Raw genomic sequence first — 25,061 nt, forward strand, 5'->3', positions numbered from 1 at the left:
GGCTGCGGCCTACCTGGCGATGCGGCCAGCCACACAACGCAAGACATTACACCGATATGCCGGCTTCATCAGATAAAACGAGATAAGATCGCCGGTATCGAGCGGCGCAAGACGTTCCACCCTGGAGGAAGTATGCCCTCGGTTCGCTATTACGACTGGATCGCCCATTTCGGCCGCCGCACGCCGGGCAAGATCGCAGCCATCGACCTCGCGAGTGACCGCCGCCTCTCCTACGCAGAGTTCGACGGCCGCATTTCGCGTCTTGCCACGCATCTGCGCGATGCGCTCGGCGTCAAGCGTGGCGACCGCGTCGCCGTGCTGGCACTGAACACCACCGATACGCTCGAAGTGCAGTTCGCCTGCGGCCGGTTAGGCGCGGTCTTCCTGCCCTTGAATACGCGGCTTACGGTTCCCGAATTGCAGTTCATTGTCGGCGATTCTTCGCCGAAGGTGATGGTCCATGACACGGATCTCGCGGAAGTCGCGCTGACCGTCGCGACGCTCTGCAACGTTTCATCCGCGCTGCTGCTTGGCCCCGGCGGCTCCTATGAAGCGGCGATCGCGGCATCCAAACCGCTCGACCGGTTCGAAAGCGTCACGCACGACGACATCTCGACCATCATGTACACCTCGGGCACGACGGGCCAGCCCAAGGGCGCGATCATCACCCACGGCATGACATTCTGGAACTGCGTCAATCTCGGCGGCCCTGCCTATGTCTCGCCGTCGACGGTTCTGCTCACGGTGCTGCCGCTGTTCCATACCGGTGGACTCAATTGCTACACCAATCCCGTGCTGCATGCCGGCGGCACCGTGCTAATCATGCGCGCGTTCGATCCCGGCCAGGCGCTGCAACTGATCAGCGACCCATCCTACGGCATTACGCAATTCTTCGGCGTGCCGGCGATCTACCAGTTCATGGCGCAGCATCCTTCGTTCGCGACCGCCGATTTCAGCCGCCTGGTGATCGGCGGCGTCGGTGGCGCGCCGATGCCGGTTCCGCTCCTGAAAGTATGGGAAGAGCGCGGCGTCGCCCTGCAGCAGGGCTATGGCATGACCGAGACGTCGCCGGCCGTGCTGGCACTCGACCGCGAGGACGCCGCGCGCAAGGCCGGCTCGTCCGGCAAGCCGGTGCTGCATACGGAAGTGCGGATCGTCCGTCCCGACGGGACGGACGCGGATGTCGGCGAGCTCGGCGAGCTCTGGGTCAAGGGGCCGAACGTCACGCCCGGCTACTGGAACCGGCCGGACGCCAACCAGTCGTCCTTCACCGACGGCTGGCTGCACACCGGTGACGCCACGCGCGTCGATGAGGAAGGTTTTTACTACATCGTCGACCGCTGGAAGGACATGTACATTTCCGGCGGCGAAAACGTCTATCCGGCCGAAGTCGAGAGCGTGCTGCATCAGCTCGAAGGCATCGCCGAAGCTGCCGTCATCGGGATTCCCGATGAGCAGTGGGGCGAGGTCGGCATGGCGATCGTGGCGGTCAAGCCGGGCCATACGCTGACGCCTGCCGAAATTCACGCGCACTGCGCGGCCAATCTGGCGCGGTTCAAATGTCCCAGGTTGATCGAGTTCGTCGATGCGCTGCCACGCAACGCGACGGGCAAGATTCACAAGCCGACGCTGCGACAGCAGTTCAACGCGCCGAAGGCGACGGACAAGCTGGCGTCGTAGTTCGTCATGGCCCGCCACCCGGTCCGGCCTCCGCCCGGCCGGATGACAGGCTCCGTCGGGGCATCCAGTAGACGCTAGTGGCAGTGATTGAACCGAACGCTGCGGCTTGCTGGATCATCCGCTCCAGTGCGCAATGGCGTGCCAGGCGAAGCAGAAAGAGAAAACCCGCCGGCTCATCGCCAGCGGGCTTGATTGCTCAGAGGCCGATCGAAGGATCCCAGTACATCCGTGGTGATCCCCCGTCGATCGCCTTAACCGACGCGAAGGTTTTCCGCGCTGGTCTTGCCGCGCATGCGGTCGACCGTCGCTTCATATGAAAGCTTTTGTCCTTCATTGAGCGAGCTCAGACCTGCACGTTCGACGGCGCTGATGTGGACGAAAACGTCGGTGCTGCCATCATCGGGCTGAATGAAGCCGAAGCCCTTGGTCGCGTTGAACCACTTAACTGTTCCGGTAGTCATGTAACTATCTCCAAGATGCGCGAAAGCGCTTTGCCCGCACGACCTCCGTGCAGGTTTGATCCGATTTCAACGATGTCTTGGGGATTGGAGCCGGTTCGGCGTAGTCAACAAGGCAGAGTGATAATTCGAATAAGGCTCATATAGTCTGTCTCGCCGGGAATGCAAGGCCGGTGGGCACTACCCCGGCAAGAACAGCGCGAACGGTTCTTCCGTCGTCCGTCGCAGATGCTGGCGGTACAGCACGTAGTTGGCATCATCAGACGAAACCCTGCCAAAGGTCGGGTTCGCGACCATCTTGATCGGGAGATAGGCGATTGGGGCCGCGATCGGCGTCAACAATGAGCCGCGGCCAGCAAGCAGCGTCGTGATGATGCCGTACATCTCGCCCGAAATCGCCAACCGCGCCACCGTGATCAGGCGATGCTGGCCGTGCCGGTTGGTGACGAGGTAGATGTGGCCGGACTGGTTCGGCACCGCCACTTCGCCGAACTGGGTGAACGCCGCGTCCTGCCGCTCGCTCTCGTGAAACACCAGGGAAGACGCCGCATCGTCCCAGGTGATCTCGGTGCGGTAGGCGAAGATCGCGTCCTTGTCGCCGAACGAGGGACGCACCGTGACATAGGTTCCCTCGATCCAGGCGACCGCACGGCGCGAGTAGGCGCCCAGTCCATCGGGTGCAACCTCGCCGTTGACGGCAGGCAGGCGCGCTGGCGCCTCCGGCGTCTTGCGCAGGGAAACGCCGAGCGCCTGCTCGAGCCGCACGGTGGTGGCGAGGGTGAACGGGCGGCGGCCACCCAGCACTTTTTCCAGCGTCGATAGGCTGAGTTTTGCAAGCTCTGCCAGAGACTGCCGGGAGATGCGGCGGCGGGCGATCTCCTCACGAATCGTGTCGGCAATCTGCCGGCTTTGTTCGGCGGAAAGCTGCTTGTCCGGCGCTGGCATCGTCACCCCTGCTTGCCTCCTTTGGGCATGATCTTTTCCGAAAACCGGTACCCACTTTGCGCCAACGCGGCCCTTCGGGTCGGGATCATGCTCAGTGTAACAGACGCACAATCCATCACAAACCCGCACAAGGCCGCCTCGACCGTGGCGGGCCGCGCTGGCCGGCGGCGGAACAATGCCGATCATTCCGCTCGCGCCAAATCGCTGAATTCCACACCCTTTCACGCGGCAAATTCGCCGTGCGGGAGAGAGCGACATGACGACATGCGACGACATCGAGGCCGACAAACGCAACGAACGGCCCAGCCTGGTCAGGCTGGTGCTGTTCTTTCTGATGCAAGGCGTTGCCGTAATCCTCGTCGGGTTTGCGGCATTATTTTTGAGCTTCGAGCCGGTGTGGTCGGCGGAGCGCCTGCAATCCAATTTCCTCAAGCCCGGCGATGCACGCGCCGGCTCGCTGCTCCTCAAGATCGACGAGGGATATGCCGATGCATCACGGCTCGGCATCGACGTCGATCTCACCGTATCGGGTCCGACCGTTCGCGCCCGCGTCACCCAGATTTTCCGCAACCCTTCGAAAGATTGGGTCGAGGCGGTTTATGTGTACCCGCTGCCGGCCGGCGGCGCGGTCGATTCGCTGAAAATGGTGATCGGCGACCGCGTCGTGGTCGGCGACATCAAGGAGCGGCAGCAGGCGAAGACCATCTACGAACAGGCGAAGCAGAACGGGCAGAAAGCGGCGCTGACCGAACAGGAGCGGCCGAACATCTTCACCAACTCGGTCGCCAATATCGGCCCCGGCGAAACCGTGCTGGTGCAGATCGAGTATCAGGAGCCGGTGCAACAATCCGGCGACGCGTTCTCGCTGCGGGTGCCGATGGTGGTGGCCCCGCGCTACAATCCCGCGCCCGTCGTGCAGAGCGTCGATTTCAAGCCGGGTGGCGGCTGGGGGGCGATCAAGTCCGATCCCGTTCCGGATCGCGATCGCATTTCACCCGAAGTGCTCGACCCCGCGACCAACGCACCGATCAACCCGACCCGTATCACCGTGCGGCTGCAGGCCGGCTTCCCGCTCGGCGAAATCAAGAGCCACCATCACGCGATCAAAACCGAGAAGCCGGACGCGAATACGAGCATTCTTCGATTGGCCGAAGGCCCGGTGCCGGCGGATCGCGATTTCGAACTGACCTGGAAGCCCGTGGCCGAGACGGCGCCCTCGGTTGGATTGTTCCGCGAGCGTGTCGGCGACAGCGATTATCTGCTAGCCTTCGTCACGCCACCGTCGGTCGAGCAGGCGCAGCAGAAGCCGCTGCCGCGCGAGGTGATTTTCGTGATCGACAATTCCGGCTCGATGGGCGGCGTCTCGATCGTTCAGGCCAAGGCGAGCCTCATCTACGCGCTCGGCCGCCTGCAGCCGAACGACCGCTTCAACGTGATCCGCTTCGACCACACCATGGATCTGTTGTTTCCGTCAGCCGTGCCGGCCGACAGCGAGCATATCGGCCGGGCCACCTCTTTCGTCGGCGCACTGCAGGCCAATGGCGGCACCGAAATGGTGCCCGCGATGCGCGCGGCGTTGTCCGACAAGGCCGGCGATACCAACTACGTCCGTCAGGTCGTGTTCCTCACTGACGGCGTCATCGGCAACGAGCAGCAATTGTTCGAAACCATCAGCGCGCTGCGCGGCCGCTCGCGCATCTTCATGGTCGGCATCGGCTCGGCGCCGAACACCTACCTGATGACGCGCGCCGCCGAACTCGGCCGTGGCACCTTCACCCATATCGGCTCGGTCGAGCAGGTCGAAGAGCGCATGCGCAGGCTGTTCGCCAAGCTGGAGAATCCCGCGGTGACCAATCTGGTCGCGAAATTCTCCGACGCCAGTGCCGACATGACGCCGGCCGCGATTCCGGACGTCTACCGCGACGAGCCGCTGGTGCTCGCGGCAAAGCTCGACAAGCTCGCAGGCTCGGTCGAGATCAGGGGCCGCATTGGCGACCGCCCGTGGAGTGTCACCCTGCCGCTGGCAGATGCGGCCGAAGGCAAGGGGCTCTCGAAACTCTGGGCGCGCCACAAGATCGCGGACGCCGAAGTCGCGCGCACTACACGGCAGGCGACCCCGGAAGATGCGGATAAGGCGATTCTGGCGCTGGCGCTCGAGCATCAACTCGTCACGCGGCTGACCAGCCTGGTCGCCGTCGACAAGACGCCGAGCCGTCCGCAAGGGGAGCCGCTCAAGGTCTCGGAACTGCCGATCAACCTGCCGGCGGGTTGGGATTTTGAAAAAGTGTTCGGCGAGCGCCCACGCGCCCCCGCAATGCCGATGGAACGGCGCGCGGATACGGAGGAGGCGCGGGTCCAGATCGCGGCGCTGAAGCGGGTCCAGCCTGTCGCCACCGCAGCGCCCAGCACGGTTACGCTGCCGAGGACGGCGACCGATGCCGAACTGAAGATGATTGCGGGCGTGATCCTGCTCACGTTCAGCCTGATCGTCTTGGTGTTCAATCGACGTCAGATGTCACTGCGTTGACGTCGGCTGAAAGGAGGAGGGACCCCCGACCTCCTCTTTCCAGAGCGCGCGCGGCTTCCACCCGTCCCCCCAGAGCCGCGCGCGCCGCTTTTTCTCCAACCACCGTCATTGCGAGGAGCAAAGCAATCCATCTATCCCCGCATGGAGAGGTGGATTGCTTCGCGGAGCCTGTCATCGGGCGCGCATTCGCGCGACCCGTTGGCTCGCAATGACGGGGGAGAGTGTCCCGATGCTTCGCTTCATCCTCCCTCTCCTTCTCGCACTCATCGGCCTGATCCTGTTCGGCCAAGGGGCGTACATCCACGCCAAGGCGCTGCTCGCACAGGTCCTGCTCGAACGCGCCTTCGAGGAAACCGTCGCAACCGGGCGCGAGACAAAGCCATGGTCGTGGGCCGACACCTGGCCGGTTGCTCGTGTCGAGGTAAAGCGGCTCGGTGCCCGCGCCATCGTGCTCGCAGGCAGCAGCGGTCAGGCGCTCGCCTTCGGCCCGGGTCACGTCGAACACACGCCCGACGCCGGCGAACGCGGCGTCGCCGTTTATTCGGCGCATCGCGATACGCATTTTGCCTTCCTGAAGAACGTCATTGTCGGTGACGAAATCGACGTCACCAGACGTGACGGCCGGAGGTTCCGCTATCAGGTGGATACGACCTCGGTCGTTCGCTTCGATGCCTCCGGCATCGATCCGCTCGCGGGCGGGCATGAGCTGGTGCTGTCGACCTGCTGGCCGTTCGACGCGCTGACTCAGGGGCCGGAGCGTTATCTTGTGCACGCCACGATGATCGGACCCGTATCAGATACGCACTGAATTCTGTGAGCCGGGAAATCTTGCGCGGCGCGAATGGCGCTCATCGCGCAACGCGTGTTGCCACCCTCGCCAAGGCTCAATAAAAAGGTCCTAATCAAAAGAAAATCACGGCGGGACGATCATTCTCGATCGCCGCGGCCAAGAACAACAGAGTTAGGGATATCCATGGACGCTCAGGCAAGCACCGCATCGCACACGGTCGAAAAATGGTCGCCATCGCCTGACGCCAGCGACATCGTCAAGAGCATCCATGCGATGCTGCACCCACGCAATATCGTGCTGGTCGGCGCCACCGACAAGCCCGGCAACTATGCCGAGCGCATCTGGAACAATCTGATCAAGTACGGTTACGAAGGCGGACTGTTTCCAGTCAACGCCAAGCGCGAAACGATCTGGGGCGTGCCCTGCTACAAGGATTTTGCAAGCCTGCCCGAAAAGCCCGATCACGTGCTGGTGCTGGTGCCGGCGCGTTTTGCGGTGCAGGTGATCCGCGACGCCGCGGCGGCCGGCGCCCGCTCCGCCACCATCGTCACCTCAGGCTTCAGCGAGTTGCAGGACGAGGAGAGCCAGCGGCTGGCGATCGAATTGAAAGAGGCGGTGCGCGAAACCGGCCTTGCGGTCACTGGGCCGAACTGCCTCGGCAATTTGAGCGCGGGCGAAAAACTGTTCACCAACATCGACGACCGTATCGTCACGATGGAGGCTGGACCGGTAGCAATTGTCGGCCAATCCGGCGCGATCGTGATGGCGATCCGGCAGACGCTGGAGGATCGCGGCGTCGGCGTCGGCTATATGGTGACGACCGGCAACGAGACCGGGCTCGAGTCGCCGGACCTGATGACCTATTTCGCGGCCGATCCCTCGATCCGCGTCATCGTCGTCTATCTCGAAGGTGTCCGGAACACGAAAGTGTTCCGCGAAGCCTGCAAGGCCGCGCGGGCTGCCGGCAAGCCGGTCATCGCGCTCAAGCTAGGCGCCTCCGAAGGCGGCCGCGCTGCGGCAATGGCGCATACCGGCGCACTCGCGGGCTCGATCGAAACCTTCGACGCGATCTCGACCCGCGAAGGCGTGATCCGCGTCCGCGGATTGGACGAACTGATCGAGACCACCGAATGTTTCGTCCATGCCGATCCACCGAAGGGCAATCGGCTCGCCGCGGTATCGCTCTCCGGCGGCAAGCGCGGCCTGTTGATCGACGCGTTCTATTCGGCCGGCATGAACTTCGCGCCGCTCAGCCCGAATGCGACGGCGCAATTGGCGCAAATGCTCGGGCCCGGCAGCATTGTCGGCAATCCGCTCGACGCCGGATTTGCCGCCGTGGTCGACCCCTCCGTCTACATCAAGTCGATCAAGATCATGATCGACGATCCCGACACCGACATCGTCATCATCGACGCCGAATTGCCGAAAGCGCCGCACGAATTACGCGAGCGCAACCTGCGCCTCGTCAACGAGATGGCGGGAACCGCCAACAAGCCCGTAGTCTATATCAGCGCGATGTCGATCGGGTTCACCGAATTCACCAAGGCCCTGCGCAAGTCGCTGCCGAACATCGCCGTGATGCAGGGTCTCGATCGCGCTGTTGGAGCAATCAAGTCGCTGATCGAATATGCGTCCTTGCGCAAGGAGGTGCCTGACATCGTCTCGAGCTCGAAAGCTTCCGCGCGCGCAATGCTGGAGAAGACGCTCAAGGCCGCCAACGGCGCCGCCGCGCTGGACGAGGTCGCGTCGAAGAAACTGCTGAAAGCCTACGGCATCCCGGTTTCGAAGGAAGAGATTGCGCAGACCGCGGCGGAAGCCGTCAAGATCGCCAAGAAGATCGGCTTCCCCGTGGTGGCTAAGGTGGTCAGCGCCGACATCCTGCACAAGTCGGACATCGGCGGCGTGGTGCTGAACCTCAACAGCACGGCCGAAGTGAAGAAGGCTTTCAACGAAATCACCGCGCGGGTGAAGAAGATCAAGAGCAAGCCGAAGCTCGAGGGCATTCTGATCGCGCAGCAGGTCAAGGCCGATCTCGAACTCGTGGTCGGCGCCTCGCTCGACGCCGAGATGGGTCCCGTCGTGCTGTTCGGCACCGGCGGGGTTGATATCGAACTGATGAAGGACGTGGCGCTCGCCGGCGCGCCGCTGGACGAAGCCGAGGCGAAACAACTGATCGCCAAGACCAAGGCCGGAGTGAAGATGAAGGGCTATCGCGGCAAGCCGGCGCTGCACGAGCCTTCCGCCGTGAAGGCGCTGGTCGGCCTCTCCAACCTGATGGCCGATGCCGGCAACCGCATCGCCTCGATCGACGTCAATCCGTTTTTGATCAACAGCAAGGTCGGCGTGGCTGTGGATGGCCTGATCGTGCTGAACAACGCCGCCGCGAACAAGGCGGCGGGGCATTAGGTGACTGGTTCGGCAGTTTTCGTCGTCCCTGCGAACGCATGCGAACGCAGGGACCCATAACCACCGTTGCCAGTTGTTACGAAGATAACTAGCCCTGTCGTCTTGCCGATAGGCCGCGGCGTATGGATCCCTGCGTTCGCTGGGACGACAGAATAGAGGCGAGAACCTCTCAACATGTCGCCCCTGTGAACGCAGGAGCCCATACGCCGCGGCCGGCAGAATGGGCACTCGGGGCGACGGCTGCGTTTCAACAATGTGGGCTGGTGGTTATGGGTCCCTGCGTTCGCAGGGACGACGGATGTAGTTACAACCCCGCGCCCCACTTCTGCGCAGACTGCACTATCCAGCCCCGATACAGCGTCAGCGGCGTGACGCCGGTCATGCCGCCGCAGCCTGCGCTGCCGTTCGGCCCGGTCGACCAGCTCACCACGCCGACAATGACGGGACCGCCTGGCTTGTCCTCGAACACCGGCGCGCCGGAATCTCCCGTGCAAGCGCCAAGCCCGTCACGCGTGCCCTGCCCCACCGGATCGACCAGCCTGATCTGCAACGTTCCCGGCCTGCCGGTCGCGATCAGGCTGCCGAGGCGGATGGTGCCGCCGCTCTTGCCGTCGCCGCGGACGGTTACGCCGATGCCCGCGATCGTAAAACGGCTGCCGACGCTGATTGGGATATTCGGCAATCCGAGCACGGCCGCCGTCTTTCCCTTGGGTGGCGCCGCCAGTTGCAGCAACGCGACGTCCGCCGTCGCACGATGTCCTGAGATCGCCTGCATGTTGAAGCCAGGATGAATGGCGATGCTCTTCACATCCTGCAGCGAGGGTTGCCTGTCCGCACCATATTCGACGATCTTGTATTCTGCGCCGGGCTGCACGCAGTGCGCCGCCGTCAACACCAGCCTTGGCGCAATCAAGGCCCCGGTGCAGAAATTACCGCGCGATCCGACGATGGTGATGATGGAGCGGGCCACACCTTCGGTGGACGGCGCACCACCGCCCACGATGGCATGGGCAGGAACAGGGAGCAGCAGCACCAGGCCGGCTATCATTCGAGGCAGGATCTTCATCGGCGCAGCAATAGCTTGTGCGGCGCGCATCGCCAAGCGCGGCGATCGGGCTGGTTCGGGCAGTCAATCCGTGTTAGCCGCTCCCCGGAGTGCTACTTCAGGCAGGGCATGATGATCGAGGCAGTGATCTGGGATTTCGGCGGGGTGCTCACCACCTCGCCATTCGAGGCGTTCACGCGGTTTGAGACCGAGCGCGGGCTGCCGGCCGACATCATCCGGCGCACCAACGCCGCCAATCATTTGGAAAATGCCTGGGCAAAATTCGAGCGCGCTGAGGTCGATATCGAAGCCTTCGACGAATTGTTTGCGGCCGAATCGCTGGCGCTGGGCGCGGCGGTTCGCGGCAAGGACGTGCTGCCGCTACTGTCCGGCGATCTGCGGCCCGAAATGGTCGAGGCACTGAAGCGTGTGAAAGCAAAGTTCAAGACCGGCTGCATCACCAACAACTTGCCCGCCAACGCCATCGGCAGCCACAGCGGGCGCACACTCTATGTCGCCGAAGTGATGGCACTGTTCGACCATGTCATCGAATCCGCGAAAATCGGCCTTCGAAAGCCCGACCCGCGCATCTACCGGATGATGGTTGAAACGCTGAAGGTCGACCCCAAGAACTGCGTCTATCTCGACGACCTCGGCGTCAATCTGAAGCCGGCGCGCGAGATGGGCATGACCACGATCAAGGTGGTCAATGCGGCGCAGGCGATTAATGAACTGGAAGCAGCGACCGGGCTGGCATTGCGCTAGGCGGAAAATAGCGGAACTGCGCGCTCGTTATGACCAAACGGCGCTTGTTCTTTGCCGGGAACGCAGGCAGAACATTCCGAAATCATCGAATTCGGAGTTGAAACCCGGTGGCTGATATCAGGCCTTCGGCCTCGATCGAGGCAGTGGAAAGCGGTCTTGCGGCGCAAGGCTATATTGCGAGCCGCCAGATCGCGACCGCGGTCTATCTGGCGCAGCAGATCGAAAAGCCCATTCTGGTCGAAGGTCCGGCCGGCGTCGGCAAGACCGAGCTGGCCAAAGCGATCGCCGCCTGGCGCGGCATGAAGATGATCCGCCTGCAATGCTATGAGGGGCTCGACGAGGCGAAAGCGCTCTACGAGTGGAAATACGCCAAGCAGCTTCTGTACACGCAGATCCTGAAGGACAAGCTCGGCGAAGTGCTCGGCGGCGCGCCGACGCTGGAAGCGGCGCTGAACCAGCTTCACGATTTCGGCGACGTGTTCTTCTCCAAGGAGTTCGTCGAACCGCGGCCGTTGTTGCAGGCGCTGGAGCAGCCCGCGGGCTGCGTATTGCTGATCGACGAAATCGACAAATCCGACGCCGAATTCGAATCGCTGCTGCTCGAAATCCTCAGCGATTTCCAGGTCACGATTCCGGAACTCGGGACGGTGGTCGCGGTCGCGCCGCCGACCGTGATCCTGACTTCAAACAGCGAACGCGATCTCGGCGACGCGTTGAAGCGACGCTGTCTGCATCTGCACATCGGCTTTCCCGAGCAGAAGCTGGAGGAGCGGATCGTCGAGAGCCGTGTGCCCGGCATTTCGCAGACGCTGCGCAAGCAAATGGTAAGCTTCATCCACGAGGTCCGCACGCTCGACCTGAAGAAATTGCCGTCGGTGAGCGAAACCATCGACTGGGCGCGCGTGCTGGTGCTGCTGCAGGCGCCCGAGCTCGGCCACGAGATGGTCAAGGACACGCTCAACGTTCTCCTGAAATACGAGGCGGATATCGAGGCCACCATGCCGCAGGTCTCTACCTTCATCGCCAAGGCCTCGCGTCAAAACGTCTTCGGGTGAGGCGTGAATGCGCGAGAACCTGCATCGCTTCTTTCGTGCGGCGCGGGGCGCAGGCGTCAGGCTCTCGCCGGCGGAAAGCATCGATGCAATGCGGGCCGTCTCCAAGGTCGGCTTTACCGACCGCGCCATCCTGCGCGACACTTTTCTGCTGACGCTCGCCAAGACGCAGGATGAGAAGAAGGCGCTCGGCGATTGCTTCGATCTATTCTTCGACCAGCCCGAGCCGCAATCGCCGCCCAAAGATGGCAAGCCGGACGAGCAGGATGCGGACGGATCCAACGCGGCATCCGATTCACCGAGCCAAACGAGCGGCGGGGACGAGCAAGCCGAAGGGCTTGGCGAACTCGCGCAAATGCTGCTGGCGCAGGACCGCAACCAGATTTCGGCGGCGATCGCCAACGCGGCGAGCGCGGCCTCGCTGTCCGACATCCGATATTTCACCCAGCGCGGCATCTTCTCCGGCCGCATCCTCGATCAGATGGGCATCCAGCGCCTGCGCGACGATCTCGATAATCTCGCGGCGACCAACCCGGCGCTGGCGGAGCGGCTGACCAACGCGCTGGACGGCCTGCGCGGCACGGTGCGCGACACGGTCTCGCAGGCGCTGATGCTGTACGGCCGCGAGGAGGCGGAAAACCTGCGCAACGAAATTTTGCGCAATGCGCCGCTGTCGCGGATCGAGCCGCGGCAGGTCGAACAGATGCGGCATCTGATCCGCCAGATCGCGCGCCGCCTGCGCGAGCGCTATTCCAAGCCGCGCAAGCGCCAGCGCCGCGGCCATCTCGACGTCCGCCGAACCATCCGCCGCAACGCCGCCTGGGGCGGCGTGCCCTTCCTCACCGCGTGGAAGCGGCGGCATCGCGACAAGCCGAAGATCGTGGCGCTGTGCGACGTTTCGGGCTCCGTGGCGCGGGTTTCGGATTTCTTCCTGCTGCTGATCCATAGCCTGCACGAGGTGGTGGACGACGTCCGCTCGTTCGCGTTCTCCGGACACCTCATCGAAGTCAGCGACATCCTGGAATCCAAATCGCCGGAAGAGGCGATGGCCGAGATCATGTCCAAAGTCGGTTTCGGCTCCTCCGACTACGGCAGTTCGCTTGCTGACTTTGAGGATGAGTGGATGAGCGCGATCACGCCACAGACAACCGTGATCGTGCTCGGCGATGCCCGCAGCAACAATCTCGATCCGCGCGCGGATATCCTTCGTCGAATTGCCGAACGGTCGAAACGGCTGGTCTGGCTCAATCCCGAGGGACGCATGGCCTGGGGCTGGGGCGATTCCGAAATGCCACGCTATTCGACCTTTTGCACGGTCGTCCGCCAATGCGCTACTGCCAAGCAGCTTGAACGCGCGGTGTCCGACATCGTGGCGAGCTATCAGTAGCCGCCTTCATGCATCGATCGCTTCCTTGATGCGCTTGCGCGTCAGCGGCAAATTCCGCAGTCGCTTTCCCGTGGCGTTGGCGATGGCGTTGGCAATCGAGGCCGCCGCCGGGCCCTGCCCGGTTTCGCCGCTGCCGAGGAACGGCTGCCCTGGACGGTCGATGATGTGAACCTCGATGCGTTCGGGCACCGAATTGAAACGCAGGATCGGATAGGTCTGCCAGTCGATGCTGGTGATCCTGGTCTCGTCAAAGGTTACGCTTTCATAGAGCGTCCAGCTCATGGACTGCACGATTGCGCCTTCGATCTGGTTGATCAATCCGTCCGGATTGACCACCTGGCCGCTATCGACCGCCGCCGCCGCGCGGACCAGGCGCGGGCGACCGGTTTCGCGGTTCACCTCCACTTCGGAAGCGACGGCGCAATAGGCGGCCAGATTCTTGTATCGCGCAAAGGCAAAGCCGTAACCGCGATCCGGCGGCGGCTTCTGATCAGGTTTCCATCCGAAGGCTTGCGCGGCCTTTTCGATTACGTCGCGGCCGCGCCGATCGTCGAGATGTTTCAATCTGAACTCGACCGGATCGGCGCCAGCGAGAATGGCGAGCTCATCGATAAAGCTCTCGATCGAGAACACATTGTGGTAGGCGCCGAGCGCCCGCATCGCCGAAATCCGCAAAGGCATCGCGGAAATGAAGTGATGCACCACACGCGCATTGGGGAAATTGTAGAACGGGATTGCGTTGCGGTCGCCGCCGCCTTCCGGCAGCGGCAACGGCCTCGGAGCCGGCACGGCAAAGGGTTGCGCCATGTGCTGCGCCGCCAGCATCGACCCGGCGCCGCCCGGCCGCATCGAATGCGTATTGCTCCAGACATCGAAATTCCAGTCGGCAATCCTGCCATTGCCGTCGAGCGAGGCCTTGAGCTTCGTCACCATCGCCGGGCCGAACGGCTCCCAGGCATGTTCCTGTTCGCGCGTCCAGTGCACGCGAACGGGTCGGCCGGGTAACGCACGGGCGATCAGCGCGGCGTCGGCCGCGGCATCGTCGGCGCCGTTATGGCCATAGCAGCCCGAGCCTTCGACATGGATCAGGCGAACGCTGGCCGGCGGCATGCGCAGCATTTCGGCAATGGCCTGGCGATCAGGAAAGACGCCTTGCGTATGCGTCCACACCGTCATCGCACCGTCGACGAATTGTGCGACCGCGCAGGACGGCCCGATCGATCCATGCGCTTGATAGGGCCGCGTGTAAGTCGCCTCGATGGTCTTCTGGCCAGCGACCGCGGCATTGTTGCGCTCGAAGATCGTCGTGTCCTGCGAAGGCAGGCTGGTCAACACGTTAAGCAGATCATCCTGTTTCGGCAGGCGTGCGGTTTCCTTCCACTTCGCGGCAGCGGCAAGCGCGTTCATCGCTTTGATCGACTGGAATTCCTTTTCTGCAACCACGGCCAGGAAATTGCCGTCACGCACGACCTTGACGACGCCGGGCAGGTTCTCGACGGCGGCGGTATCGCATTCGGTTAGTTGCGCGCCATAGCTCGGCGGCCGCACGACGCGGGCATGCACCATCCCGGGCAGCCGCATGTCCTGAACATAGGCATCCCCACCGGTCACCTTGGCAGGGATATCGACGCGTGGCACCGGCTGGCCGATCACCTTGAATGCCGCGGGGTCCTTCAATTTGGACGTCGGCTGCGCCTGAACATGCAACATCTCGCCTGCGACGAGCTCACCATACGACAGGCGCTTGCCATCCGGCGCGATCACCGCGCCGTCTGCCGTGCGCAGGCTCTCGGCCGACAGACCAAGCCGCCGCGCCGCTTCCGCGATGAGCAGCGCACGGACCTGTGCCGCCGCGTTCTGGATCGCGGTGCCGCTGTCTTTCATGGAGTTGCTGCCGGCCGTATATCCTTCGTTTGCGGTGAGGCGCGTGTCCGCCGTCGTCACCTTGAGAGATTCAAAGGCGATATCGAGCTCCTCGGCCGCGATCTGCTGAAACGCCGTCTTGAAGCCCTGGCCGAGTTCGGCCTTGCCGGTGAACACCTCGACGCCATTGGCATCGATGCGGATCCACGCGTCGAGATAGGGCGATGTTTTCAAGCTGCCGGGCGGGCTCGGTGCGGCAGCCGCAGGCGCGTCTTGTTGCTGCGCCAAGGCACTGCCGAGCGAGAAGCTGACGATCAGCGCGCCGCCGCCTGCCAGCACACGACGGCGATCGATAATGACGGCGGCGTTCATCGGGCACCCCCGTTGGCTGCCGGTGACGCATCCGCCGTGTCCATCAGCCGCGCCGCCCGGTGCACCGCACGCAGAATCCGCATATGGGTGCCGCAGCGGCACAGATGCGGTTCGAGCTCGGCGCGAATTTGTTCGTCGGTCGGTTTCGAATTCTTCTGCAGCAAGGCCTGCGCTCGCATCATCATTCCCGGAATGCAATAGCCGCATTGCGCCGCCTGCTCTTCCATGAACGCCCGCTGGATCGGCGCGGGCTCGGCGATCGTGCCGAGCCCCTCCAGCGTCGTTACTTGCTTGCCTTCGAGCAGCACCATCGGCACGACGCAGGACAGCACCGCCTTGCCGTCCACGATTACCGTGCACGAGCCGCATTGTCCCAGTCCGCAGCCGTACTTGGCGGCGTTGAGCTTGAGGTCGTCGCGCAGCACGTAGAGCAGCGGCGTATCCGCCTCCGCATCGACCTGATGCTCGCGGCCGTTGACCTTCAATGTCACCATGGCTTTTCTCGCTGCTGAGGGTCGGCAGGCGCGTTGCGTGGCGCGGGCGACGTCTGGAGAAATACAGTCTGGGTGCGTCGCGCGTCCGCGATGGTTTTCTTGAGGTCGGTCCATGCCGGCTGGTCGCTGAACCGCGCCCGCAAATAGTTCAGCAAGGCCGAAGCCTGATCATCGTTCATGCTGGCGGCAAAGCCCGACATGATCGGGCTGCGCTCGCCTTCCACCGCGTCAATGCCTGAAAGGACGATGTTGGCGAGATTGCGCGGATCGGGGCTTGAGATCGCGGTGCTGAGGCCGAGATCGACCCCGCCATAAGGAAGCGGCCTGCCGCCCTCGTGGCATGATGCGCAGGCGGCAGTATAGATCGACGCGCCGACGGGGTTTGCCTGCGAAGCCGCCTTGGCGCGCGTCAAGGCATCCTCGCCTGGTCCCGCGCGGCCAGGCGTCGGTGTACCGGAAACGCTGGCCATGTAGACCGCGATGGCGCGGACGTCGCTTGCCGGCACCGAGGACAGGTTGCTGACCACCTTCGCCATCGGCCCGCGCGCGGTGCCGTGATCGGGATGCCAGCCTTCGCGCAAATAGGTGAACAATGCATCGGCGGTCCAGGGCACGGGTGAGCGGGACTGGTCGTTGATCGCATAGGCGTGCCAGTCATCGACATCGCCGCCGGCAAATCGTGCGCTGACGCGCTCCGCGCCCAGCGCATTTCGCGGCGTATGGCAGGCCCCGCAATGGGCGAGCCCTTCGACCAGATAGGCTCCGCGGTTCCACTCGGCGCTCTGCCTGGGATCAGGCCGATAGGTGTCGTGGCGAAGGAAAAGCAGTTTCCATCCCGCGATGGCGAGCCGCTGGTCGAACGGGAAAGAAAGCTGGTTTTCGCGTGGCGCTGCGCGAACCGGCTGCCGCGTCATCAGGAAGGCATAGAGCGCCCGGTCGTCCTCATCGCTGACGTTGGTGAAGTGGTCGTATGGGAATGTCGGATAAAGGTGCTGGCCTTCACGGTTGACGCCGGACCGCATCGCGCGGCGGAATGCCGCTTCCGACCATCGGCCGATTCCCGTCTCCGGGTCCGGCGTGATGTTGGTGGAAAAGATCGTGCCGAACGGGGTCGGCACCGGCAGACCGCCTGCAAAGTTCTTAGCCCCACGCGGCGTATGGCAATCGCTGCAATTGCCGATCGCCGCCAGGTCGCGGCCTCGCTTGACGAGGGCGGCATCGAAGGATTGCGGGTCGGGAGGATCGATTGCCGCGATTGCCGGGCGCCACGCAATGGCAAAGGCTGCGACCGCGGCAGCAATCAGCACGGCGGCAACGATGCCCGCGATGATCCGCGTCGATGCCCGCATGCTCTCGCCTCGGGTTTTTGTTGCTTGGGTTGCCTTCTAACACAAATCTCCCTCCGTCGTTCGCCCCCGGACGCGCCGATCACCGGCAGTTGACCCCTTGCTGCCGTTGCCGAAACACGCCGCGGGAACATCAAAATCAGGCATAGACTTGCCACGATGTTTTTGGCCTATTGATCCCTCAATTCCGCGGTGCCTGCCCCAAAGGCTGGCGCCACACGCCTTCAACCGGACGACCTCACTCTCATGCCTGCCCCTGCAGCCCGGCGCTCTGAATCCGGCAATGTGCCCGATGCGCTGTCCGTCCTGAATTCCGTGTTCGGCCTGCCCGCCTTCCGCGGCGCGCAGGAAGAAATCGTCCGGCACGTGACCGATGGCGGCAATTGCCTGGTGCTGATGCCGACCGGCGGCGGCAAGTCGCTGTGCTATCAGTTGCCGTCGCTGCTGCGCGAGGGCTGCGGCATCGTGGTGTCGCCGCTGATCGCGCTGATGCGCGACCAGGTCGCGGGACTTCTGGAGGCCGGCGTCAACGCGGCCGTGCTGAACTCGACGCTGTCATTCGACGAGGCGTCGGAGGTCGAGCGGCGGCTACTGGCCGGCGACCTCGACCTGCTCTATGTCGCGCCGGAACGGCTCTTGACGCCGCGCTGCCTTTCCCTGCTCGGCCAGGCCAATATCGCGCTGTTTGCGATCGACGAGGCGCATTGCGTGTCGCAATGGGGACACGACTTCCGTCCCGAATATATCGGCCTGTCCGCGATCGCCGAGCGCTTTCCCGACGTTCCGCGCATTGCTCTGACGGCAACCGCCGACGAGATGACGCGCAAGGAGATCGTGACCCGGCTGGGGCTATCAGGCGCACCGAGCTTCATCTCGAGTTTCGATCGTCCGAATATTCGCTACGAGATCGTCGAGAAGCAGAACGCCCCAGCCCAGCTCAAGGCCTTCATCAGCGAACGGCACGCGGGCGACGCCGGCATCGTGTACTGCCTGTCGCGTGCCAAGGTCGAGGATACCGCCGATGCGCTGAGCAAGGCCGGCATTCCGGCCCTGCCCTATCACGCCGGTCTCGACACCAGCGTTCGGGCCCGCAACCAGGATCGTTTCATCAACGAGGATGGCGTCGTGATCGTCGCCACCATCGCGTTCGGCATGGGGATCGACAAACCGGACGTGCGCTTCGTGGCGCATCTCGATCTGCCGAAAAGCATCGAGGCCTACTATCAGGAAACCGGCCGCGCCGGACGCGACGGCAAGCCGTCCAGCGCCTGGATGGCCTATGGCCTGACCGACATCGTGCAGCAGCGCCGCATGATCGACGAATCCACTGGCTCCGATACGTTCAAGCGCGTGTCGATCGGCAAGCTCGACGCACTGGTGGCGCTAGCCGAAACCGCGGGCTGCCGGCGCAGCCGCCTGCTCGGCTATTTCGGCGAGGAGGCGACCTCCAGCAATTGCGGCAATTGTGACAACTGCCTGTCGCCGCCGCAGCTTCGCGACGGCAAAGTCGCCGCGCAAAAACTGTTGTCCTGCGCCTACCGCACCGGACAACGTTTCGGCGCTATGCACCTAATCGACGTGCTGGTGGGTCGGCTAACCGAGCGCGTCACGCAATTCGGACATGACAAACTGTCCGTGTTCGGCATTGGCCGAGAGCTCAACGAGAAGCAATGGCGTGCCGTGATCCGCCAGTTGGTCGCCATGGGCCATCTGCGGGCCGACAGCGAGGCCTTCAACGCACTGAAGCTGACCGAGAGCGCGCGCGGCGTCCTGAAGGGCGAGACCGAAATCATGCTGCGCGAGGCGGCGCCGGGCACGCGCATTCGCGCCAGCCGCGCCAAATCAAGGCGTGGCGATCTCGCGCCACGCGCCGAAGCGAGGCCCGCCGACGCCCCGCTTCAGGCCGCGCTTCGCGCGTGGCGCTCGGAGATCGCGCGCCAGCGAGGTGTGCCGGCCTATGTCGTGCTGCATGATTCCACGCTCGGCGGCATCGCCGCCGCGCGGCCGATGACGCTGAACGCGCTTCGCGATATTCCCGGCATCGGCGACAAAAAGCTCGAACATTACGGCGACGAACTGCTGGCGGTGGTGCGGGCAGCCGACGCGTAAGTCTCGACCTCATCCGTTGCGGAAGGTGTAAGCGTATCCGTTGATCGCGGGCGCGCCACCAAGATGGGCGTAGAGCACTTTCGATCCCTTCGGGAAGTAGCCCTTGTTCACGAGGTCGATCATGCCCTGCATGGATTTTCCCTCGTAGACGGGATCAGTGATCATGCCTTCGAGGCGCGCGCAGAGCCGGATGGCCTCCTTGGTCTCTTCCGACGGAACGCCATAAGCCGGATAGGCGTAGTCCTCGATCAGGACGACGTCGTCCTCGACGAGCTCCCTACCCAGCTCGACGAGACTTGCGGTATTGCGTGCGATGTCGAGCACCTGGGCCTTGGTCTGGGCCGGGGTGAAGGATGCGTCGATACCGATCACCTTGCGCGCGCGGCCGTCCTTGGCAAATCCCACCAGCATGCCGGCATGGGTCGAGCCGGTGACCGTGCAGACCACGATGTAATCGAAGGCAAAGCCTAGCTCTTTCTCCTGCGCGCGGACTTCTTCCGCAAAACCGACATAGCCGAGCCCGCCATATTTGTGCACGGAGGCGCCGGCGGGAATTGCATAGGGCTTGCCGCCCTTGGCCTTCACATCCGCGATCGCCTCTTCCCAGCTCTGGCGGATGCCGATATCGAAACCTTCGTCGACCAGCCGCACGTCCGCGCCCATCACGCGGCTGAGCAGGATGTTGCCGACCCGGTCGTAAACCGCATCCTCATGCGGCACCCAGCTTTCCTGCACTAGGCGGCACTTCATGCCGATCTTGGCCGCCACCGCCGCAACCATGCGAGTGTGGTTGGACTGCACGCCGCCGATCGAGACCAGCGTATCAGCATTGGAGGCGATCGCGTCGGGCACGATGTATTCGAGCTTGCGCAGCTTGTTGCCGCCGAAGGCCAGCCCCGAATTGCAATCCTCGCGCTTGGCATAGAGCTCGACCTGGCCGCCGAGATGCTGCGACAGCCGCTCCAGCTTTTCGATGTGGGTAGGTCCGAAGGTGAGCGGATAGCGTTCGAATTTCTCCAACATGGTCATCCCCGTTGATGGTCTGATGTCGGGGGATGGCTCTATCACCACGGACCAGATAGGTGCTTTCAAAATCGATACGCTGCTAGCGTTATTATTGCATCATTTTTGGATTATGATGCATTATCGGCCATCACTCAGGGCAATCGCGGAATATTCTTCCATGTCAGGCAGGCTCGACCGCATCGATCTTAAGATATTGCGATTGCTGCAAAATAGCGGCCGGCTGACCAATGCGGAGCTGGCCGAAACGGCCGGTGTCAGCGCCGCAACCTGTCACCGCCGCACCCAGCGCCTGTTCGACGAGGGATTCATAGCAGGGGTCAGGGCGATGGTGGCGCCGCGCAAGGTCGGCAAGGGTGCGCTCGTCATGGTCGGTGTCGTGCTCGACCGCTCCACGCCGGAAAGCTTTGCCGCCTTCGAGCGGGCGATCGCACAACTCAAATTCGTGCTCGATTGCCATCTGGTGGCTGGCGATTTCGACTATTTCCTCAAGATCCGCGTCGGCGACATGGAGGATTTCAACCGCATCCACGGCGAACGATTGATCGCGCTGCCGGGCGTTCGCCAGACCCGGACCTTCTTCGTCATGAAGGAGGTAGTCGACAACGCGCCGCTCGACTTCTGATGGCCTGAGGTATCACCAAACCGGCGCTATCCTCTTCCGATGTCCGGACTCCGCCGGTCTGGCCAACACGGCGCTCGATGTCGTATCAACCGAACATGACCACGCGCCCTGGCCGTCGGGCTTTCGCCCTTGCCATCCTTCTCACGACAACGCCGGCGCTCGCCTCTGACGAGCCCGATACCATCATCTTCGCACTGATGTCCGGCAAGTGCAGCACGCTGAAGGTTGCCGGACGGGACTTTGCCTGCCGGGCCGTGGCGTTCTTCCAGACCGAGGAAGGCCGCGCCAATTTTACCGTGGCTCTCGACGATCCCAGCGACGGCAGTCACACCATCACGTTCTCCGGTGACAACGGGCGAAGGCCAGAGGCCAACCTGTACGAATTGCCGATTGACCGGATGCTGCTGAAATCCAAGGACAGGCCGAAGGCCGACGGGCTACCGATACCATCAGTTGAATTGACGGCCGGCCTCTGCAAGCAGGTCGGAAACTTCGTGACGCTCGAAGTCTCCAGCATTTCCTGCACCGCGAGCGACAAGAACGGCAAGAAATACGAGCTGCAGTATCAGTCCGACGGCGCGCCGATGGCAGTGCGCCGCATCAAGCGGACGCGCATTGGCCGTCCCGCGGTGTCGCCGTTCGACGATGTTAAATGAAAAGGCCAGCGGCGGAAGACCGCCGGCGGCCGGTGTCGATCCACACATGGCTCGCGACTGCGCCGGCTTTACCGTGCCCTGCTTCGCTCGCGCCCGCTCCGCGTCGGCAGAATGGCGGCTGCGATATCAAACGCGATCGCCCATCTCGGCTTTTCTTCCTCCGCGCCGGGCACGTTGATCTGAACGCCACCGCCGTCGCTGACGGTATAGGAGGCGGCCAGCACGGCGGCCTCGAGGGCGGCGCCCCGCGAATCGTAGACGCCGCCGATCTTGACGTTGTCGGCAAACACCGACCAGCCCAGCGGCGCCTTCACGACTTCGAACACCGATCGCTCCATGTGGCCTCCTATACGCGTCACCTGTATCGCTTCCGCCCCTCGCCGACGCGGCGAATCCGGACGAAGGGAGCGTGGCGTCGGGACGCTGGCTTGTCGCCCATGGTCTTCGCTCTTCCCTCGGAGGCCCGCAGCTCCGTCAGCGAATTCGCCGCCGGCGCCAGCGCGATTTCCTTCCGCACAGCATCGACAATTCGATCGAACTCAACTTCGCTCATCGCACGCTCCATTGCTCCGGGCCGGCATTCTGCCGCCTGGACGATAAGAGGGACCGCGCTGACCACAGATCGCCACGCAAGTTTGTTGTTAGAAGGCTCGCCCGCGGTCGCTTCGATGGCAAAAAAGGGTCGAAATCGGGAAGCGGCCGCCTCCCGCCATGCAAAATCGGTGGGCCCGATGCCCCGCCCGGGGGGCCCCCTTGGCCCAACTTGCCCCATGCGTGCTAGATTCGGCCACGAATCAGGAGGGTTTGCATGCCGGTAGATAGTGACAGCGCCATTGCGTGGCACCGCGCCCAGCTCAAGAAGCTTCGCGAGACGTTGAGGGGCATCGAGACCGCCAGGTTCACGGTGGGCGAGTCCGCACAGTCGAGCAGGACCGGCAAGACCCAGAAGACCATTGCCGAGCTCGAGCAGAAAATCCGGCAGTCGCAGCACATCATCGCCGCCTATGAGCGGCAGACCCGGCGGCCGCTGGCGACCGACCAGCGAAGCCTCGCCAGTGTGAGCTGGAGCGCCTGGAACGCCCAGACTGCGGCAGCAATTCGCGGTAGGCGTTGAAGGAAGTGGGGGCGCAGTTTCTAGTTCTCCGCCGTCTCTTTCTCCTTTGCCTTCGCCTTGCAGGAAATCAGAAACGTAAACCCCCGCGCATTGCGGGCGATTTCGGCCGTCTTCAACTCGGCCTTGGCGTCCGAGATCTGGCGCGATAGCGGCAGTCCGGGCCATTTTGGTACCCTTTGGCGCGGCCGTACGGGAAACGAGCGGTGCCGGCGCCCGCGGGAACGACCATACGCCCCAGGGACTACGACCATTTTCCCCCGGCCAGCCGCTCATTTTGATGGATCGCGCCTGGCATCTTGCATACGGTGCGGGCTCGTTGCCCTGGCCGTCTCCGGAATAAAGCCGGAATCAGGGACGTAAAAGACAATCGCGCCGCCGAGGGCGGACGCCAATTTGCAATACCCGGAGGAGAATACCGTGAAGTCAAGAGTTGTCCGGTACGCCCTGTTTACAGTTCTGGCGGCGGTATCCGCCGTGGCCGGTCAGGCCCGAGCCCAGTCATGGCCGGAGAAGCCGATCACCTTCATCGTGCCGTTCGCGGCCGGCGGCGGTACCGACGCCTTTGCCCGCCCGCTCGCGGCCCAGCTCGACGCCCAATTGGGCAAGCGCGTGCTGATTGAAAACCGCGCCGGCGCGGGCGGCACGGTTGGCGCATCGCTGGCGTCGAAGGCCGCGCCGGATGGCTACACCTTCTTCATGGGCGCAGCGCATCACGCCATTGCACCGTCGCTCTATCCCAATCTCGACTACAATTTCGAGAAGGACTTCGTTGCAGTTGCCCTGGTCGCGCGGCCGCCCCAGGTCGTCGTCGTCAATCCCGAGAAGGTCGCTGCCAAAACGCTGGCTGAATTCATCACCTACGCCAAGGCCAATCCGGGCAAATTGAACTACGGTTCTGCCGGAGCCGGCACCACGCATCACCTAGCGGGTGAGTTGTTCAAGATCCTGACCAAGACCAACATCCAGCACGTCCCCTATCGCGGGGCCGGGCCCGCGATGCAGGACCTCATCGCCGGCCACGTGCCGGTCGTGTTTGACGGGCTCGGCTCGTCAGCCGGGCCCGTCAGGGCCGGACAGTTGCGCGCGCTTGCGGTCGCCGCGCCGAAACGCGTGGCTGCATTCCCCGATCTTCCGACCGCCGCGGAAGCAGGCCTGCCCGGTTATGAAGTATCGACCTGGTATGGCCTGTTCGCACCAAAGAACACGCCGCCGGCAATCGTCCAGCAGATGGCCAAGGAAGTGCAGAAGGCCATGCAGACGGCCGCCATCAAGGAAGCCTGGGAGCGCAACGGCTCCGACGTCCCCGATGTCACGGGTCCTGCGTTCGCGAAAATGGTTTCATCGGAAATCGAGCGCTGGCGTAAGGTCGTGACCGAGGCGAACGTGAAGCTGGATTAGCCTAGTAGCGCAGGCGCGGCACCCGCTTTCATGGCGAGTTCGCCGCGCCGAGCGCGCTGATCAGTTATCAGCGCGCACCCCATAGCGCACGAAGTCGTCGTCGACACCGGACTGGATTGCCTTTGCTGCGGAAATGTCGGCGTCGCCGCCAGCCTTGTCGCCGCTCCTGAGCTTGGCAAGCCCGCGCCCATAGAACGCACTCGCCAGCTTCGGATCTACCCGCAGTGCGGCACTGAAATCATCTATTGCCGCGGCAGCTTCTCCTATCTTCAAGTGAATCAGTCCGCGCGAGTCATATGTGGCGGCGTCGTTCGGCCATGACTGAAGCACCTTGTTGCAGTCCTCAAGCGCCGCCTGCAACGAGCCGATGATGGCCCGGGTCCAGCAGCGCCCGCTCCACGCGGCTTCCAGATTGGGCTCAAGACGAATTGCCTCGTCGTAATCCCGCGCCGCGCGATCGTACTCATGCTTTTTCAGGAAGACCCCGGCCCGGTTGACGAAAGCTCGGCCATAGTTCGGCTTCAGCCTGATCGCCTCGTCAAGAGCTTGGAGGGCGAGGTCGTATTCACCCTTCCGTAGGTAAGCCCCGCCGCGGTTATTGAATGCCTTGGCATAAGTTGGATCGAGCTTGATCGATTTATCGAAATCCAGGAGGGCGCGGTCGACGTCTCCGTTTATCGTATGGGCATTGCCTCGGTTGTTATAGGCAATAGCAAGTGCGGTCTTTGTACCTTGCCCGGAATCGATGAACGCCGTGCAACCACCGATCCGGGCTGCAAGCGAAGTGTGTCCCGGGCCGTTGCACAGCGCGATGTTCTCGAGATAGTCGCTCTTCTTGGGACTCTGTGCCGCAGCGAGTGAGCCGAGCAGCAGCAAGGCAAAAGCGGGCGCGAAGCCGTGGATGATGCGCTTGCTTGCACTAAATTCCATATCAGGCCTTCCGATGTTGGAACTAGCGAATGGGCCCCATTGACGTGATGGTGGCACGCCCGGACTGGTTAACTGA

General features: G+C 63.3%; 22 protein-coding genes. 12 read left to right on the forward strand and 10 right to left on the reverse strand.

Annotation, left to right across the window (positions count from 1 at the left end):
• Nucleotides 1-132 precede the first annotated feature (132 nt).
• Nucleotides 133-1,680, forward strand: coding sequence for an acyl-CoA synthetase (locus V1290_RS16945; protein WP_334365468.1), 1,548 nt, complete (start codon nucleotides 133-135; stop codon nucleotides 1,678-1,680).
• A gap of 251 nt (nucleotides 1,681-1,931) precedes the next feature.
• On the opposite strand, the gene V1290_RS16950 is transcribed toward V1290_RS16945, so the two are convergent.
• Entirely contained in the window at nucleotides 1,932-2,141 is a 210-nt protein-coding gene (locus V1290_RS16950; protein ID WP_334365469.1) for a cold-shock protein, read from the reverse strand.
• 177 nt (nucleotides 2,142-2,318) lie between these two features.
• Nucleotides 2,319-3,083, reverse strand: coding sequence for a helix-turn-helix domain-containing protein (locus V1290_RS16955; RefSeq protein ID WP_334369058.1), 765 nt, complete (start codon nucleotides 3,081-3,083; stop codon nucleotides 2,319-2,321).
• 256 nt (nucleotides 3,084-3,339) lie between these two features.
• Here V1290_RS16955 and V1290_RS16960 point away from each other — a divergent pair, with 256 nt between their 5' ends.
• From V1290_RS16960 to V1290_RS16970, 3 genes are all read left to right on the forward strand, one after another.
• Nucleotides 3,340-5,610: a marine proteobacterial sortase target protein gene (locus V1290_RS16960; RefSeq protein ID WP_334365470.1), complete on the forward strand. Its 2,271-nt coding sequence runs from the start codon at nucleotides 3,340-3,342 to the stop codon at nucleotides 5,608-5,610.
• A gap of 229 nt (nucleotides 5,611-5,839) precedes the next feature.
• Complete coding sequence (locus tag V1290_RS16965; RefSeq protein ID WP_334365471.1) at nucleotides 5,840-6,418, forward strand: class GN sortase; 579 nt, start codon at nucleotides 5,840-5,842, stop codon at nucleotides 6,416-6,418.
• A gap of 165 nt (nucleotides 6,419-6,583) precedes the next feature.
• Complete coding sequence (locus V1290_RS16970; protein ID WP_334365472.1) at nucleotides 6,584-8,806, forward strand: acetate--CoA ligase family protein; 2,223 nt, start codon at nucleotides 6,584-6,586, stop codon at nucleotides 8,804-8,806.
• Between the two features lie 304 nt (nucleotides 8,807-9,110).
• Here the strand turns inward: V1290_RS16970 and V1290_RS16975 are convergent, their stop codons facing one another.
• Entirely contained in the window at nucleotides 9,111-9,872 is a 762-nt protein-coding gene (locus V1290_RS16975; RefSeq protein WP_334369060.1) for a S1 family peptidase, read from the reverse strand.
• A gap of 108 nt (nucleotides 9,873-9,980) precedes the next feature.
• Here V1290_RS16975 and V1290_RS16980 point away from each other — a divergent pair, with 108 nt between their 5' ends.
• The 3 genes from V1290_RS16980 to V1290_RS16990 all read left to right on the forward strand — a co-directional run bounded on the left by V1290_RS16980 (nucleotide 9,981) and on the right by V1290_RS16990 (nucleotide 13,055).
• On the forward strand, nucleotides 9,981-10,616 hold the full coding sequence (locus V1290_RS16980; protein WP_334365473.1) for an HAD-IA family hydrolase: 636 nt from the start codon (nucleotides 9,981-9,983) through the stop codon (nucleotides 10,614-10,616).
• Between the two features lie 107 nt (nucleotides 10,617-10,723).
• Entirely contained in the window at nucleotides 10,724-11,671 is a 948-nt protein-coding gene (locus V1290_RS16985; protein ID WP_213290194.1) for an AAA family ATPase, read from the forward strand.
• A 7-nt stretch (nucleotides 11,672-11,678) separates the two neighbouring features.
• Nucleotides 11,679-13,055: a vWA domain-containing protein gene (locus tag V1290_RS16990; protein WP_334365474.1), complete on the forward strand. Its 1,377-nt coding sequence runs from the start codon at nucleotides 11,679-11,681 to the stop codon at nucleotides 13,053-13,055.
• Between the two features lie 6 nt (nucleotides 13,056-13,061).
• Here the strand turns inward: V1290_RS16990 and V1290_RS16995 are convergent, their stop codons facing one another.
• Genes V1290_RS16995 through V1290_RS17005 form a run of 3 tightly spaced genes read right to left on the reverse strand, consistent with a single transcriptional unit; the run spans nucleotide 13,062 to nucleotide 17,133 of the window.
• Nucleotides 13,062-15,290: a xanthine dehydrogenase family protein molybdopterin-binding subunit gene (locus V1290_RS16995; protein ID WP_334365475.1), complete on the reverse strand. Its 2,229-nt coding sequence runs from the start codon at nucleotides 15,288-15,290 to the stop codon at nucleotides 13,062-13,064.
• Nucleotides 15,287-15,784 (reverse strand): (2Fe-2S)-binding protein, encoded by a 498-nt coding sequence (locus tag V1290_RS17000; RefSeq protein ID WP_334365476.1) that lies wholly within the window; start codon nucleotides 15,782-15,784, stop codon nucleotides 15,287-15,289. Before V1290_RS17000 ends, V1290_RS16995 begins: the two co-directional genes overlap by 4 nt.
• On the reverse strand, nucleotides 15,778-17,133 hold the full coding sequence (locus V1290_RS17005) for a cytochrome c (RefSeq protein WP_334365477.1): 1,356 nt from the start codon (nucleotides 17,131-17,133) through the stop codon (nucleotides 15,778-15,780). The genes V1290_RS17000 and V1290_RS17005 overlap by 7 nt, the downstream gene beginning before the upstream one ends.
• A 243-nt stretch (nucleotides 17,134-17,376) precedes the next feature.
• On the opposite strand from V1290_RS17005, the gene recQ reads away from it, so the two are divergent.
• Nucleotides 17,377-19,239 (forward strand): DNA helicase RecQ, encoded by a 1,863-nt coding sequence (gene recQ, locus V1290_RS17010; RefSeq protein WP_334365478.1) that lies wholly within the window; start codon nucleotides 17,377-17,379, stop codon nucleotides 19,237-19,239.
• 9 nt (nucleotides 19,240-19,248) lie between these two features.
• Here the strand turns inward: recQ and V1290_RS17015 are convergent, their stop codons facing one another.
• The gene (locus tag V1290_RS17015; protein WP_334365479.1) at nucleotides 19,249-20,262 is read right to left on the reverse strand and encodes a 1-aminocyclopropane-1-carboxylate deaminase; all 1,014 of its coding nucleotides are present in this window, start codon (nucleotides 20,260-20,262) and stop codon (nucleotides 19,249-19,251) included.
• 160 nt (nucleotides 20,263-20,422) lie between these two features.
• Between V1290_RS17015 and V1290_RS17020 the strand changes: the two genes are divergently transcribed.
• Nucleotides 20,423-20,887: an Lrp/AsnC family transcriptional regulator gene (locus V1290_RS17020; RefSeq protein WP_334365480.1), complete on the forward strand. Its 465-nt coding sequence runs from the start codon at nucleotides 20,423-20,425 to the stop codon at nucleotides 20,885-20,887.
• Between the two features lie 95 nt (nucleotides 20,888-20,982).
• The gene (locus V1290_RS17025; RefSeq protein WP_334365481.1) at nucleotides 20,983-21,543 is read left to right on the forward strand and encodes a hypothetical protein; all 561 of its coding nucleotides are present in this window, start codon (nucleotides 20,983-20,985) and stop codon (nucleotides 21,541-21,543) included.
• A gap of 68 nt (nucleotides 21,544-21,611) precedes the next feature.
• Here V1290_RS17025 and V1290_RS17030 read toward each other — a convergent pair whose 3' ends face one another.
• Nucleotides 21,612-21,881 (reverse strand): hypothetical protein, encoded by a 270-nt coding sequence (locus tag V1290_RS17030; RefSeq protein ID WP_334365482.1) that lies wholly within the window; start codon nucleotides 21,879-21,881, stop codon nucleotides 21,612-21,614.
• Nucleotides 21,882-21,898: 17 nt separating this feature from the next.
• The gene (locus V1290_RS17035; RefSeq protein ID WP_334365483.1) at nucleotides 21,899-22,096 is read right to left on the reverse strand and encodes a hypothetical protein; all 198 of its coding nucleotides are present in this window, start codon (nucleotides 22,094-22,096) and stop codon (nucleotides 21,899-21,901) included.
• Nucleotides 22,097-22,351: 255 nt separating this feature from the next.
• On the opposite strand from V1290_RS17035, the gene V1290_RS17040 reads away from it, so the two are divergent.
• Nucleotides 22,352-22,657 (forward strand): hypothetical protein, encoded by a 306-nt coding sequence (locus V1290_RS17040; RefSeq protein ID WP_028351971.1) that lies wholly within the window; start codon nucleotides 22,352-22,354, stop codon nucleotides 22,655-22,657.
• A gap of 417 nt (nucleotides 22,658-23,074) precedes the next feature.
• Nucleotides 23,075-24,055 (forward strand): Bug family tripartite tricarboxylate transporter substrate binding protein, encoded by a 981-nt coding sequence (locus V1290_RS17045; RefSeq protein WP_334365484.1) that lies wholly within the window; start codon nucleotides 23,075-23,077, stop codon nucleotides 24,053-24,055.
• Nucleotides 24,056-24,115: 60 nt separating this feature from the next.
• Here V1290_RS17045 and V1290_RS17050 read toward each other — a convergent pair whose 3' ends face one another.
• Nucleotides 24,116-24,985 (reverse strand): tetratricopeptide repeat protein, encoded by an 870-nt coding sequence (locus tag V1290_RS17050; protein WP_334365485.1) that lies wholly within the window; start codon nucleotides 24,983-24,985, stop codon nucleotides 24,116-24,118.
• Between the last annotated feature and the right edge of the window lie 76 nt (nucleotides 24,986-25,061).

It is taken from the genome of Bradyrhizobium sp. AZCC 1578 (genome assembly GCF_036924675.1).
In the GTDB taxonomy this organism is placed as follows: domain Bacteria; phylum Pseudomonadota; class Alphaproteobacteria; order Rhizobiales; family Xanthobacteraceae; genus Bradyrhizobium.